Genomic DNA, 15,637 nt, shown 5'->3' with positions numbered 1-15,637 from the left:
TTTATTTGGTTTCAATCTTAATTCTAAGAACGCCTTGATTAATTTAGTATAACTTTCTTCTACTTCATTTTGCATTGCATTTTCATCAGCTAATACATCTTTTGCTTCAGTCAATACTGGTAACATTGCATTCCATGATCCTTCACTATAATCAGCTCTATTTAATGCATCTATCTTGTTTACTAGATCTTGTAATAATGTCTTATCACCTTTGTAGAACTCTAATTTCCACATTACTTGAGCCAAACGATCAAATGCGTTATCTACTGCTTCTTGAGCAGCTTCTTCATCTGCTAATACCGTTTTTGCTTCATCTAAAGCAGCTCTAAATTCATTTACAACAGCAGGAACAACTTTATCCAAATCAGCTTCACTAACTTGACTGGCAATATCTACTGCTATTTCTAAAGCCCCTTTGTTTACTTGATCTTCAACTTCTATTTTTTCAAGAGCTGCCATTGCTGTATTAAGAACTTCTAAAGCTTCATCAATTTGTGCCTGTGATGTTGCTGTATTCAATAATTCAGTTGCGTTTGCAAGAGCTTCTTTGAAGGCATCTTTTGCAGATCCATCTTTGTATAAATCTAAATTCAATCCGCTTGCTTCATTTACTGCTTGGCTAAGTTCTTCTTTATCTAAGATAACAATCTCTTTTAAAGCCGTCATAGCATCTTTAAGAGCTATAGCTGCATTATCTATTGCCTCTTGGTTTTTAGCAGTAGATAAAGTATCTTTAGCGACCTGATAAGCTGCTATAAATGCTGTTTTTTCTTCACCATCTTGATATTTAGAAAGATTTTGATTAATTAAATCAGCTGCTGAAATTTGTTCTTCTAACTTACTAAAATCTAGAATAACTGCTTCCTCTAATAATCCTGCTGCTCTTTCTAATTCAATTTTAGCATTATCAACTGCTGCTTGAGTAGCGTTTTCATCATCCAAAACAGCCTTTGCATTATCTAAAGCTATCTTAAATTCTGTCCATGATTCTACAGTATAATTACTTTCTACATAATCTTTAAATTCATCATATTTTGCTTGTAATCCACTCTTATCAATATCAACAGTGCTTTCAACTGTAAATCTTAATTCTGCCCATGAAGCATGGTCATTATAGTCATTACCATTAGTATCAACCTGCATGATAATATTGCTCTTACCTGTTACATCAATGTCAATTTCTTTTGAACGTAATGCTTTCATTTGACCAGAATTATAAATTTCTTCACCATCTGCAAATACTCTAAAGATTACATCAGCACGATCATCTGCAGTAGTAGTTTGATTAGAATTAATACCAATAATACCTTTCAAATTAGTATAACCTTTACCAGCTATATTTACTCCAACTCTACTTGGAGCATGAGCCCCAACACCTTTAGTAAAATTAGTTACAACACCATCTACATATAATGAAATCGGATTAGCATCACATACGTCTCTGCTGTTTGCAAAATATCCACCTTCATCTATCGTCCATTCCATATCTGAAACATATGTTTCATCTACTTCTCTAAATGTAATCGTGTAAGTTTTTGTAATACCATAACTAGATGTTGCCTTGATTACCACAACTGCTGGTAAACTATCTGGCTGACTAAATTTTTCAACAACAACATTATCATCAGTAGTAACTACATCTACTACAGGAAGTTTATCATATGAACCTTTTAATAACTTAACTTCATATGAATCATTATTCACATCAAATCCATCAAGTTCTAAACCATCTACTAAAATAGATTTAATTGGTAAACTTGATTGAGTGTTTCTATTGCTTTGTTCCATTAGTGTATCTACATCATCAGTGGTAATTGGAACAATTCTAAATGTATGTGAATAAGTTTGCCCTTTTTTGATCGTATACTGATCTAATGGTCCTGGTCCACAAGCAGCTCCACCTAATCCACGTTGTACTTGATCAACATTAAGAACAATATGGTCAGATTTTGAAACTTGATACATATGACGATTACCTGCCATATCTTCATCTTCATAACGTGATACAGAACTATTCATATCATCTTGAGCAGCGATCATAAATCCAACACCAGCATCATTAGTTACTGCAGCCCAGCGAACATCAGTTCTATTTCCATTTTCTTGTGGTTTTAAATATTTATTTTCTGCATCTATTGCATCAACAGTTGTTTTATATACATCAATTAATGCTCCAGTATTTCTATCATTGTAATTTTCAAATGGTCCGCGACCATAATATGTATAATTACTAAATTCGGTTGGAACATTTAATTTCATTCCGATTCGTTTCAATGAGCCAGAAATAGTTGTCGCTGGAGTAACTGTGTTAGTAACAACGACCTCACTATTACCATAAATTTGATAACTGATCGTATTAGGTGAGTTACTTCCATCAAGGCTTCCAGTTACTTCAACCTGCACTAAATTAGTTCCTTTTGTTACTTTTACATCAGATACATTAAAATGATCTTTTGTATTAATAAGATTTTCATCATCTGTTTCATATACATCATCATCAATCATTGCTCGATAATAATTAGGTGTAGGTCCTTCGTTCATTATCGTCTTACCAGCAAATGTATAATTTGTGATATAACCTGTTGTTTTGTCTAATGACAATGCATAATCATTACCATTTACGTTACCAGTAATATTCAATGTTTCATCTGTTTCATCAACACTGTTAAATTCATTATTACCATCTATTGATGGTTGAGTAATCGTAGTAACATATGCTAAATTCAATTGCTCATAAGCAATAGTATCACCAGCATGACCACTATAATCACCAGCCCACATTTGATCTTCTTTTAATGTAACCTGGAATTCTAAGAAATAGTCTCTACCTTCTACTTTTTCAACATCCGGTAAATCCAATGTAATTTCTTTTTGTGATAAAGGAGCTAAATCTTTTTGTTCTTCAGATAAAGTACCTTCTTTTAATACTTTATTATTTTCTTTGAACTGCCATGAAACATTGTATTTATTTAAATTAGTATTTAAAAATTCATTAACGATACGTACTGTACCATCAGCAGCTTTTCCATCATTATAGAAATTTACTTCTTGGAAAACTTTTTTAGCATCTAACACTTTTGCAGAAGCTGTACGATCTGCATTAACGATACCATTACCACAGAAATTGGCATCATTTACACGTTGATCATTCCAATCTCCACCATATCCCCAATATGTTTCATCTTCATAATTAGTTCCTGTAGTAGTTATTTTGCTATCTGCAAAATCCATTGCATAAACAACACTTGTATCTGTTTCACTGATATTATCAGCTGCAATTTCTTCGGCTGTTAAAGCCCGATTTAATACTTTAACACTATCAATAGCACCATTCCAAGTACGTCCAGAATTTTCTGGATCATATCCAACACCAATGCTAAGTGAATTTGTATCAAATGGTGCTGTAGCTTTATTAGCTAATTGAGCTATTAACTCACCATTATAATATAATTTATAATTTCCAGCAGCATCACAAGTAGCAGTTAAATGCTTCCAGTTGCCATCAGAAAAATCAGTAGGAAGCGCTGTCGTTAAAGTTCCAGCAGTCCATCCATTGACAAAGAATTCAAGCTTCCCATTTCTATCAATTTTTAAGTTATAACCACCAGTATCACCTTTAGATAAAATAGCTTGATCGCCACTTGCACCACCATTATATTTTACCCAGGCATCTAAAGTAAGACCCGTGCTAGAATTAGCCGTTAAATCTGTTTTAGCTGGAAGTGTAACATACCCATTTACTGCTTTCGTTCCATTTCTACCCTCAGTTAATGAACCAACAACTGTACCAACTGTATTAGTTTTAGTATCTGTGACTGTATAACTTTCGGTATTAATTACTTTTGTTTCGATAGATTGGTCGATCCAATCCCAAACAAAACCACCTTGAGCATTCTCATAACTGCGGAATACATCCCAATATTCTTTTAAATTACCTAATGCATTCCCCATTGAATGGGCATATTCTGATTGAATATAAGGTAATTTGTTATTCGTATTTGTTACTTGTGAAATTACACTAGATACTCCCCAGTATTGTGAACTGTAAATATCTACCATAGATTCTTCACGTGTAGCACCATAGCGATTTTGACGTTCGTATTTACGAATACGACTTGGATCTCTTTGTAGAATCCATCTTGTTGAATTCCAGAATGGAAAATCATCTGTCAATGCATAATTTGTATAAGTTGCTTCGTTTCCTAAAGACCAAATTACTACTGAAGCATGATTTTTATCTCGTTCAACCATATTTTGAGTACGGCTCATCACCGCATTGTTCCAAATACCTGTGTTAGGTAAATTTGAAGAAGTTGCACCAACATGTGTTTCAATATTTGCCTCATCACACATATAAATTCCAAATTCATCAGCTAAATCATAAGTTAAAGTATTATTTGGATAATGTGAAGTACGAATAGCATTAATATTATGTTCTTTCATCATCTTTAAGTCAGTTATAATTTCTTCTTTACCAATTGCTCGACCTTTATCTAATGATGTTTCGTGACGATTTGTTCCACGGAACATAATCTTTTCACCATTGATCTGCATTTGTTGTTGACCAGCATCATTGATAACAACATTTTCAATTTTTCTAAATCCAATTCTTTGTACTGCTGTTTCAATAACTTCACCTTTACTATCTTTCAATTGTAAAACAACACGATATAAATTAGGTGAATCTGCAAACCATTTTAATGGATTAGTAACATTAGCACTTCCAGTTTTTTCAACTCCTAAATCATCGATCAATTCTTCAAGATTATCTTTAGCAGGATCTAAAGTATATTCCATTTTAATAGGTTCATCTAAAACTGGATCATCATTCTCATTTGAATAAAGTTGAGCTTCAACTGTATAATCCCCGCCATTTTCATCAGCAAGATTTCTAACTGAAGCATCAATAGTTAATGTAGCATCTTCATTATTTTCATCTAACTGCTGTTTAATAAAGAAATCCCTTAACTCTACTGTATCCTTAGAATATAAATACACATCTCTAAAAATACCACTCATTCGAATAAAATCCTGATTTTCTAGATAACTACCTGTTGACCAGCGATAAACTTGAACTGAAATAGTATTTTCTTGTCCAGCAATACTACCATTAGCATCTGTGTTTAAATAAGGGGTAATATTATACTCATCGGCAGTATAGCTGTCTTCACCATAACCAACTTTTTGTCCATTTACATAGACATAAAAAGCTGACTCAACACCTTGGAATGATACAAATACTTGTCGTCCATTCCAATCTTCACTTATTTTGAAATTACGTTGATAATGTCCTACACTATTATTTACTGTAGGTGCATGAGCATTAGCAGCATTCAACTCAACACTTTCAAAATTTTGCCAAGGATATCGTGTGTTACTATAGATCGGTGGTTCATATTTAAAACTACCATCCTCATTTTTAATTGTCTGGATATTACTTGGCACATTGATTTTGTCCCATCCTTCACTGTCCCAATTAATCGTATTATCATCTGGATCACTAATACGTTGTGCCGGATTTTGAACAAATTTGAAATCCCATTCACCATTTAGTGATGCATAGTAATTCGATTTTGAAGGATCTTTTGATAATGCAGACTTTTCATTATCCATTCCAACTTTAGCATCATGATAAGGGATAAAACTAGAGCGTGCATACTCACGATTTTCTTCAACGATCTCTAATTCATCATACCATGATTCTCCTTCATATGGGCTAGCTGCACTAACTAATATTTGTCCAGAAGTTGCAAGACATCCAATAGTCATCGCACTAACCAATATAGAAGGCATAATCTTCTTCATTTTTCTATCATCCTCCTTTTTCCCTTATATTAATTATTTTACCAGTTAAAGTCTTAAATTGTAATATAAAATTTTATTATTCATAGGAAAGAATTTATTCTTTATATTCAAGAATTCAATCAAATCATTAAATAAACCTTAAAATAGTGTAAACAAAAAAAGCTGAACAGATCAGCTTCCTTATTTTACAGTTATTAATTCTAAATAACTTGTAGTTCCGCCAACTCCTGGAGTTCCGGCCGTAATTAAAATTTGTTCACCTGGTTCAACACCATTTTCTTTTGCAAGAATCTGTGCGTATTCTATTTGAGAGACACGATCTCCCATCCATTTACAAACAACACCTTTTACTCCCCAGTTCAAAGCTAAAGAACGAGTTACCGGTTCATATGGTGTAGCAGCAATGATCATTGATTCAGGACGATAACGAGATACACGTTTAGCAGTTGATCCACTTTCTGTATATACTACAATTGCTGAAACTTTGAATTTAGATGCAATTTCAGCCACTGACATACAAATAGCTTCTGAAGGATCTTCAGGCGCTGTTCTAATTGCTTTTCTTAACGATGAAGCATAATCTAAAGTTTCTTCTGTTTTTAAAGCAATCTTAGTCATCGTCATAACTGCTTCTTCAGGATACTTACCTTGAGCAGATTCGCCAGATAACATAATCGCATCAGTACCATCATAAATAGCATTAGCAACATCACTTACTTCAGCACGTGTTGGTCGTGGATTTTCCTGCATGCTATCTAACATCTGAGTAGCAGTAATAACTACTTTACCTGCTGCACGACATTTTTTAATTAATTTCTTTTGAATCAAAGGTACATCTTCAGCAGGAACTTCTACTCCTAAATCACCACGAGCTACCATGATTCCATCAGCTACTTTTAATATTTCATCCATATTATCAACACCTTCGCTATTTTCGATTTTAGCGATGATTTGAATTTCTGGATGTCCATTTTCAATCAATAATTTTTTAACATCTAAAACATCCTGTGCACGTCTAACAAATGATGCTGCGATAAAGTTTACTCCTTGTTCACATCCAAAAGTTATATCAGCTGTATCTTTTGGTGATAAGTAATCAAATCCTAATTTGATTCCAGGCACGTTGATTCCACGTTTATTTTTAACTACACCATCATTTGCACATACACAAACAATATCAGTTCCTTCAACATGATCAACTAATAATTCAACCTGACCATCATTTACCAAAATAAACCCACCAGGTTTAACATCTTGATACAATTCTTTATAAGTTATTGTAAAACGATCACTTGTTCCTTCAATATCCTCTTGACAGATAGTAACAACTTGACCTTTTTTAAATTCAGTTTTACCACCCACAAAATCACCTGTTCTAATTTCAGGTCCTTTAGTATCTAATAAAATCGCAATATTTTTATTTAATTCTTTACTTAATTTACGAGCTGTAACAATTCTTCCACCATGTTCTTCATAATCACCATGAGAAAAATTAAGTCTCATTACATTCATCCCAGCAAGAATTAATTTTCTTAACATTTTTTCATCTTCACTTGCCGGTCCAATCGTACAAACAACACGTGTTTTCTTTTTTCTTTCTTTCAATTCAAATACCATACCTAATATCCTCACCTTACATTAATTTATATTAACGAAGCTTCATTGCATCTTCGTAAATACCAAAATCTGTCTTACGCTTTTGAGATAAAGTTTCTGTAATATCTAAACCTTTGATTTCTCCATGAACTTCACTCACACAAAGTCCACCTTTACCTGCTTCTAATAATTCAACCGCATATACCCCCATACGTGAAGCAAGTACACGATCACGTGCTGATGGACGACCACCTCTTTGCATATGACCTAAAACATTTGCACGAGTTTCAAAACCTGTTTCAGCTTCTACTTTTTTTGCTAATTCATTAACATCAGTAATATGTTCAGTAATAACAACGATTGCATGTTTTTTATCTGATTTTTTAGAAGCTTTTAATCTTTCAATTACTTCTGCTTCATCATAACCAATTTCGCTAGTAATGATCATTTCTGCCCCAGCTGCAATCCCCGCATTAATCGCTAAGTCACCACAACGACGTCCCATTACTTCAAGAATAGTGCAACGTTGATGTGAACTTGATGTATCTCTTAAACGATCCAAAGCATCAACAATTGTATTTAAAGCTGTATCAAATCCAACTGTATAATCTGTATTTGGAATATCATTATCAATCGTTCCAGGAATTCCAATACAGTTGACCCCCATTTCAGTAAGTTTTAAAGCACCAGTATAACTACCGTCCCCACCAATAACAACTAACGCTTCCATACCTACTTTTCGCATTTGCTCAATTGCAGCTTTTCTAATTTCAGGATCTTTAAATTCCGGAAAACGTGCTGACTTTAAAAATGTTCCCCCTAAGTTAATAATATTTCGTGTACTATGACGATCAAATTTGATAAAATCACCTTCATATAAACCTTTATATCCTAAACGAACCCCATATACTTCGATTCCTTTATTCAAACAAGTTCTTGCTACAGCTCGAACGGCTGCATTCATTCCCGGAGCATCTCCACCAGATGTTAATACACCAATACACTTAACCATTCTTTCTCCTCCTTATAACCTTTATTTCCAAGACATTTTAACATAAAAAGATTGATGTTTCCATCAAATCTTTAATATTTTATCATAAACATTAAGATTTTTTATCTTAAATCTTTACCCTTTAATTCTATCGGAATGCTGATTGCTTTTATTCTGGAAATCAGCCGTTCTACCCTTTCTTTATCACTAGATTTTAAAGTATAAAGCTTTTTTAATTTTTCCAAAGAATATTCACTTGTAAAAAAAGTGGCTTTATCATTTTGAAGTCGATATGCTAAAACTGCCGAAAGAACTTCATCACGTGACCATGATGTAACACTTTCGCCCCCCACATCATCAATAACCAAATAATCAAGATTTTTCATCAGCTCGATTGAACTATTGACTCCCTCATTACCAAAAGAACTTTTTAGATCCATTAAAAATGTTGGGAAATGAATAAAACCACACTTATACCCTTTAATAACTAAACAGCGAATTAAAAATCCCATAATAGTGCTTTTTCCAGTACCTCCATCACCATAAAGATAAAATCCTTTATGAACTGGATTTTTTATATAATCACTCATCATTTTAATAATTGCTTTTCCATTGCTCGAAGCATCATTTTTTAATGTTAAATCGCTTGGCTTAGTAAGCAAAATACGGCTATTGACATTTTTGAGTAAGATACTATTTAAAATATTTTGTTCATCAAAATATGTTTTTCCATATTGACAAGGTGTTAATGATAACTTGATTTCACCATCCTGATAATTAAATTGTCGTACCATTCCTTTAGAAATCTTAGTACATTCTTTTAACGACCGACATTTTTTACAAATATCTAGATCCTCTTTATAATCCAAAAATTCAATCCAATTTTCTTCAATATCATGACGATTCAAATGATATTTTTCTAATATCTTAACTATATTATTATCCTTTAACAATTCATTAATACTATTTTCTTTATTTTTATTAAAACTTTCATCATTATTAAATAAATTAAGACCCTGGATACTTTTCATGCTGTCCTCCTATTCAAACTGGCTTAAAAATTCTTCCAATTCTGTTTCGTCAACATCCTTATCATCAACCATACTTATATTTTCTTCTTCAAGATCACTGTTATTACGACGATATTTTAAATACAAATTAGCTTCATCGATAGCTTCTTTAACTGTTTTTATTTTTTTACGTTTCCACTGTGAAGCACGTGACTGCATAAATGCTCGTGATAAAACATTGTCACATTGTGACAGCGTTAGCTCAATCAAGACATTCATTACTCCAGGTTCTAAATATAAAGATGTCATGATAGATTCAACAATCTGCAAATCATGTTTTAATGGCTCTCTACCACCCTGCTTATCTTTTAAGAGCTGATAAGGATTGATACTTTCTAAATAACGAATATGCATATTTAATGGATCATCACCATGAGAACTTTTATGTGCGATAGGCTGTTTATGATATATTTCATTAAATTTTTCAGGCATCATTAAGTCATGATGATCACGGCAATTTTTTATTAATAGTTTATGTACTAATTTATCATTTTGAATGCTGTCTTTAACAAGTCCCTGCATATCTAAAGCGTTGATGCTATACAACGTTCCCAGCTGTTTAATAATCGTTTCATCATCACTTGTTATTATGCTTCTTTTTATCTGATAATCTTTTAATCCTTGATAAAATAGTTCCAAATCATATTCACTTTCAATTTTACCATAATCGCTGTTAAAATAATCTTTCTCAACTAATATCTCATTACTTCCTTCTAATAAATTTATATCAAAAACATCGGTAAATTTAGCCGTAACATTTTCATAACTTTGATCAATATTTACAGCTGATGATTTAAAACACAATTTAGTACGATACAATTCTTCTTCACCTAAACGCTGTAATAACAACGGTCCTAAAATAGTATGATTAAAAATCTTAGCTGGTGCTAATGGCGTTTTAATAATATATAAATAGATTCTTTTATTTTCAATATCTTTTTTATATTTAGCTAAAAGTCCAATAGCTTCTAATTTCAAACTCGCTTCATTTATTTCTGCTAGTGATAATCCTGTTATTTTTGTTAAACGACTAAAAAGACTCGGAGCCTTAGTTAAAGTAAGCTGATCTAATTCTGCATAAAGACTTAAATACAAACTACATGCCATATTCCCGATCAATGGTTGATATAATAATGATATCGAACGCATATGAATACTGTCAAGGGGATAATTAGCATTAACTGTATACAAATCTGACATCATTGATCCATTCATACTATCTTCCTTTCAATAGAGCTTCAATTTGTGTATATAACTGTTCTAATCCTTGATTATTATCTAAAACAATATCAGCACGAAGTCTTTTTTCTTCAATGCTTATTTGGTTTGCAATAATAACTTTAGCATAAGCTTCATCAATGTTATCACGTTTCATCAATCTTTTTATTTCTTCCTGTTCATTTAAATATACAACAATTATTTTATCACATAAATACTCTAAATTATTTTCAAATAATAATGGAATATCTAAAAAGATAAATTTTTTATCCTGATTATCAGCGATTACATCTTTAATTCTCTTTATCACATAAGGATGAATAATATCTTCTAGATCCTTTTTAGCTTTTCTATCATTAAAAACAATCCGTCCCAAAGCTTTACGATCAATTGGTCCATCAGCTAAATTAAATCTTTGCTTCGTCCTATTAATACAATCATCATCAATAGTTAAAGCATCATATGCCAATTTATCACTATCAACTACTAAATAACCTTTTTCTTTTAAATAATTAGTTACCGTACTTTTACCAGTTGCAATACTGCCTGTGATCCCTAATACTTCCACTTACATCTTCTCCTTGATCATTTCTAGAATTTTAGCACAATTTAAACTATTATCAAGACTCATGATCTTACTTTCTAATTTGTCACTTTCAAGCAAATCATTAAAGTGAGCTATTTCACTATAAAAATCATCGTAATCATAATCAAAATGTTTATTAATAATTTTCCCATCATTTAAGATAATTTCAATATCTAAAGGGCGATGTAATGGTTTAACGATCATTTTACCACTACTTCCCGTAAAAACAGCCCGATTTTCTTTTTTGCGATCCATCGCACATTCAACTATTCCAATTTGATCATTAAATTCAATTCTAGCATTAACATAACTATCGACACCACATTCATGATGTTTAGACGTTACTGTTAAATCACTTATCGCAGCTTTAAAAAAATCATCTAAATAACTAATATTATAGATTCCTAAATCTAACAGGCAGCCCCCTTGTTTAGGATCAAATAAATAAGAATTAGGATCATACTCTAAATGTTCACTGCAAAATGAAGTTTCAATTTTTTCAACTTCACCAATTATCTTATCTTCGAGTAACTTTTTTGCTTCTTTATAACATGGTGTAAACTTATTTTTCATCGCTTCCATCACTAAAACTTTTTCTTTTTTAGCTAATTCTTTGATTTCTAGCATCTGTTGACTATTTATTGTTGCTGGTTTTTCAACTAGAACCCTTTTATGAGACAAAATGCTTTTTTTGATCCATTCATAATGATAGTAATGCGGTAAAGCAATATATACAGCATCAATATTAGGATCATCTAAGATTTCTTGAAAAGAACCATAAGCTTTATGACACGGAAATTTTTGTTTAAACGCATTAGCCTTTTCAAGACTGCGACAACTTACAGCTTCTAAACAAGCTCTTTTATCATTGCTTAAAGCTTTACAAAAGCGATGGGCGATCCTTCCAGCACCAATAATTCCCCATTTTATCATTTTATCTTCTCCTTTTTTGACAATGTTTACAATAATACGTTCCGCGACCTTTGATAGCCTCTTTAGTTATATCACCACCACAAATAGGACATTTTTTTTGTAAATGAGCCTTTAACTTCACTTGGAACAACCCATCAATACCATTAGCACTAAATGAGTGAATCGTCGTACCACCTTGTTTGATGGCTTCATTTAAAATATCAGAAGCTGTCTCCTTTAATTCCGCAACACTTTTTTTAGTTAATTTACAAGCTGGCGTATGAGGATCTAAATGCATTGCAAAACATATTTCATTAGCATAAATATTGCCTATTCCCGCAATTATACTTTGATCTAAAATAGCATGTTTGATTGGTAAACGGCATTTATGTAACTTTGTATATAGCTCTTTAACATCGGCATCAAATGGCTCTGGTCCAAGTTTTGAAAGAGGCAGTTCATTTGCATAGTTATTTAAATCAACTAATTTTATTCGTCCAAATTTACGCGTATCATTATAACGAAGCTGTTTACCATTATCGAGATTGAAGATTATATGATCATGCTTATTTAAGGGCATATCTTTATCAACATAGTGGTATTTCCCTTCCATCCTTAAATGTGAGACAAAAGCTATGTCATCCAATTTAAAAATCAGATATTTCCCGATCCGATCAATATCATTAATTTTTTGATCACTAACTGCTTTAATAAATTTTTCAGGATCATCTTCGATAATCTTAGGATAAATAATATCTACACTTGTAATCTTTCTTTCTAATACAAAGTTTTTTAATGTTCTTCTGACCGTTTCAACTTCTGGTAATTCTGGCATCTTTTTCACCTACTTTAACTCATACCAATTTTTAGCATAAGTCCCTTCTGCTTTTAATTCAACTTCCATACTAACAGCATGTTCCATTCCCTCTTTAACAATATTCATGACATCTTCTAATTCATCTTGATATACATCAAAAATCAATTCATCGTGAACTTGTAAGATCATTTTTGATTTTAATTTTTTTTCTTTTAAAGCCTGATCAACTTGAATCATTGCTAATTTCAAGATATCAGCAGCTGATCCTTGAATTGGCGAATTCATTGCTAAACGTTTGCCAAATTCCTGACGTATATGATTCTTTTCTTTGATTTCTGGAATATAGCGTTTACGATTTAGAATCGTTGATACATAGCCTTTTTCTTTAGCCATCGCAATTGACTGATCCATATACGTTTTAATCTCTGGATAAGTGGCAAAATATTTTTGAATAAAATCCCGAGCTTCTTTTACACTTACTCCAATTTGTTCCGCCAGCCCAAAGTCACTCATTCCATAAATAATTCCAAAATTAACAGCTTTAGCATTTCTTCGCATTTGTGAAGTAACATCTTCTTCAGGAACTCCAAAAACAACACTTGCAGTATGACGGTGAATGTCTTTATCTTCATTAAAAGCCTGAATCAAAGATCGTACATGAGCTAAATTTGCAAGAACTCGTAATTCAATTTGGGAGTAATCAAAGGAAACAAGATAATCGTTTTCAGGAATAAAAGCTTTTCTAATCAACTTTCCTTCTTCTGTTTTTACGGGAATATTTTGTAAATTAGGATCGGTTGAAGAAAGTCTTCCCGTTTGCGTTAATGCCTGATTATACATCGTATGGATCTTTTTATCAATAAACACTTGATCTTGTAACCCCACTATATAAGTTGATACAAGTTTTGTAAGCATCCGATACTCTAAAACCTTATCAATAATAGGATGGATATCTTTTAATTTATTTAAGACATCAACAGATGTTGAATAACCGGTCTTGGTTTTTTTAGCATGAGGCAGCTGAAGATCTTCAAATAACACTTCACCTAACTGTTTAGGTGAAGAAATATTAAATTCTTTATGCGCTAATAAATAAATATCTCTTTGCAAAACATCGATTTGCTTAGAAAAATCAGCTTCTAACTGTTTTAAAACCGTTAAATCTATTTTTGCCCCTTGAAATTCCATTTCCGTTAAGATCCGTGAAACCGGCATTTCAACATCTTTATACAATTCATACTGTTCCTTAGCTTTAAGTTTTTCAATAGCTTGATCCTTTAAATCATAAATCGCTTTTGCTTGTTTGATCAAGTGCTCAGCAAGTTCTTCAGTTTCAGGAAGATGTTTTTTGGCTCCTTTGCCATAAACCTGTTCATCATATAACACATCATAGTATTGATAAAACTCGCAAACACTTTTAATTTCATCTTTTAATGATGGATTGAGAATATATGAAGCTAACTGCAGATCAAATGTGTACCCTTTGAGTTTTAAACCGTTCCATGCACAGGCATTGACACATTTTTTAATATCATAACCATATTTTTCAATCTTCTCATCTTCTAAATATGCTTTAAACTGCTCACATTTATAAGCATCATCAAAAGAAATATAATAACTGCATTCATCGTTATAAATAGCAAACCCTAAAACTGGTGATTTATGATAATTAGTATCATAAACACTAACAACCAAACTAGCTGGTTTATCAATTATTGGTAAATGGTCAACGATTTGCACTTTAATTTCATCTTTTTTTTCCACTTGATGATTTAAAGACATTCTTTTTAATAAAGAATTCATATCATAGCGTCGATAGAAATCAGCCAACTCTTCATAATCATGACCTTCATAATGCCATTTTTCTAAATCTAATTCGATCGGAACATCTAAACAGATCGTTGCGATTTGTTTAGAAAGAACACCAAGTTCAATATTAGTTCGAACTTTTTCGCCCATTTTTCCTTTTAGATCAGCCATATGCTCTTGTAAATTTTCAATTGATTCATATTGATGTAAAAGCTTTAATGCTGTTTTTTCTCCAATTCCAGGAATTCCTGGAATATTATCAGCAGTGTCGCCCATCAACCCTAATAGATCAGTCATTTGCTGCGGCTGTAACTGGTATTTTTCATAAAAGCTCTCAGGTGTAATAATTTCATATTCATCGCTTTTTTGCGGCTTTTTATACTGATAAACAGATTCATTAACAAGCTGCATCATATCCTTATCATTAGTATAAATAGCAACTTTTAAGCCGGCATCTTTAGCTTTTTTAGATAAAGTTCCAATAATATCATCACCTTCATATCCCTCAAGTTCTAAATAAGGAATATTATGAGCACGCAAATATTCTCTAACCATTGAAAACTGACAAATCAACTCTTCTGGTGTTTCTTTTCTCGTTCCTTTATAATTTTCTAATAATTCACTTCTAAATGTTTTCCCTTTGGCATCAAAAGCCACCACGATATATTCGGGATTTTTTCTTAATAAACTTTCTAAACGATTGGCAAAGCCATATACCGCATTTGTCGGCACGCCATCTTTATTGACCATCAAGTTTCCCATTGCTGCTGTTGCATAATAACAACTAAACAGCCAAAAATTTCCATCTATTAATACAAATTCTTTCATCCTCT

Annotated in this window: 9 protein-coding genes; all 9 read right to left on the bottom strand. The window is 32.1% G+C overall.

All coding sequences use genetic code 11. From position 1 onward, the window contains the following. A partial coding sequence (locus BR82_RS0109215) for a glycoside hydrolase family 2 TIM barrel-domain containing protein (protein ID WP_027089956.1) occupies nucleotides 1–5,805 on the bottom strand: 5,805 nt, incomplete at its 3' end. Between the two features lie 180 nt (nucleotides 5,806–5,985). Continuing rightward, nucleotides 5,986–7,422: a pyruvate kinase gene (gene pyk, locus BR82_RS0109210; RefSeq protein ID WP_027089955.1), complete on the bottom strand. Its 1,437-nt coding sequence runs from the start codon at nucleotides 7,420–7,422 to the stop codon at nucleotides 5,986–5,988. Between the two features lie 31 nt (nucleotides 7,423–7,453). Next, nucleotides 7,454–8,413: a 6-phosphofructokinase gene (gene pfkA, locus BR82_RS0109205; RefSeq protein WP_027089954.1), complete on the bottom strand. Its 960-nt coding sequence runs from the start codon at nucleotides 8,411–8,413 to the stop codon at nucleotides 7,454–7,456. A gap of 101 nt (nucleotides 8,414–8,514) precedes the next feature. Further along, entirely contained in the window at nucleotides 8,515–9,423 is a 909-nt protein-coding gene (locus BR82_RS0109200; protein ID WP_027089953.1) for an ATP-binding protein, read from the bottom strand. Between the two features lie 9 nt (nucleotides 9,424–9,432). Then, a complete protein-coding gene (locus tag BR82_RS0109195; protein WP_027089952.1) occupies nucleotides 9,433–10,677 on the bottom strand; it encodes a DnaD domain protein in 1,245 nt (414 codons plus the stop codon). Between the two features lies 1 nt (nucleotide 10,678). Next, the gene (coaE, locus tag BR82_RS0109190) at nucleotides 10,679–11,248 is read right to left on the bottom strand and encodes a dephospho-CoA kinase (RefSeq protein ID WP_027089951.1); all 570 of its coding nucleotides are present in this window, start codon (nucleotides 11,246–11,248) and stop codon (nucleotides 10,679–10,681) included. Next, entirely contained in the window at nucleotides 11,249–12,199 is a 951-nt protein-coding gene (locus BR82_RS0109185; protein ID WP_027089950.1) for a Gfo/Idh/MocA family protein, read from the bottom strand. A gap of 1 nt (nucleotide 12,200) precedes the next feature. Continuing rightward, a complete protein-coding gene (mutM, locus tag BR82_RS0109180) occupies nucleotides 12,201–13,013 on the bottom strand; it encodes a DNA-formamidopyrimidine glycosylase (RefSeq protein ID WP_027089949.1) in 813 nt (270 codons plus the stop codon). 9 nt (nucleotides 13,014–13,022) lie between these two features. Next, a complete protein-coding gene (polA, locus tag BR82_RS0109175) occupies nucleotides 13,023–15,632 on the bottom strand; it encodes a DNA polymerase I (RefSeq protein ID WP_027089948.1) in 2,610 nt (869 codons plus the stop codon). Nucleotides 15,633–15,637 lie beyond the last annotated feature (5 nt).

Source organism: Thomasclavelia saccharogumia DSM 17460 (assembly GCF_000686665.1).
GTDB lineage: Bacteria > Bacillota_I > Bacilli_A > Erysipelotrichales > Coprobacillaceae > Thomasclavelia > Thomasclavelia saccharogumia.
This window is presented reverse-complemented; position numbering and strand designations above follow the sequence as displayed.

What these genes read in the sequence shown, in the direction of transcription:
- pyk (WP_027089955.1), bottom strand. Translation starts at nt 7,422, where the DNA reads ATGGTATTTGAATTGAAAGAAAGAAAAAAGAAAACACGTGTTGTTTGT.
- pfkA (WP_027089954.1), bottom strand. Translation starts at nt 8,413, where the DNA reads ATGGTTAAGTGTATTGGTGTATTAACATCTGGTGGAGATGCTCCGGGA.
- BR82_RS0109200 (WP_027089953.1), bottom strand. Translation starts at nt 9,423, where the DNA reads ATGAAAAGTATCCAGGGTCTTAATTTATTTAATAATGATGAAAGTTTT.
- BR82_RS0109195 (WP_027089952.1), bottom strand. Translation starts at nt 10,677, where the DNA reads ATGAATGGATCAATGATGTCAGATTTGTATACAGTTAATGCTAATTAT.
- BR82_RS0109185 (WP_027089950.1), bottom strand. Translation starts at nt 12,199, where the DNA reads ATGATAAAATGGGGAATTATTGGTGCTGGAAGGATCGCCCATCGCTTT.
- mutM (WP_027089949.1), bottom strand. Translation starts at nt 13,013, where the DNA reads ATGCCAGAATTACCAGAAGTTGAAACGGTCAGAAGAACATTAAAAAAC.
- polA (WP_027089948.1), bottom strand. Translation starts at nt 15,632, where the DNA reads ATGAAAGAATTTGTATTAATAGATGGAAATTTTTGGCTGTTTAGTTGT.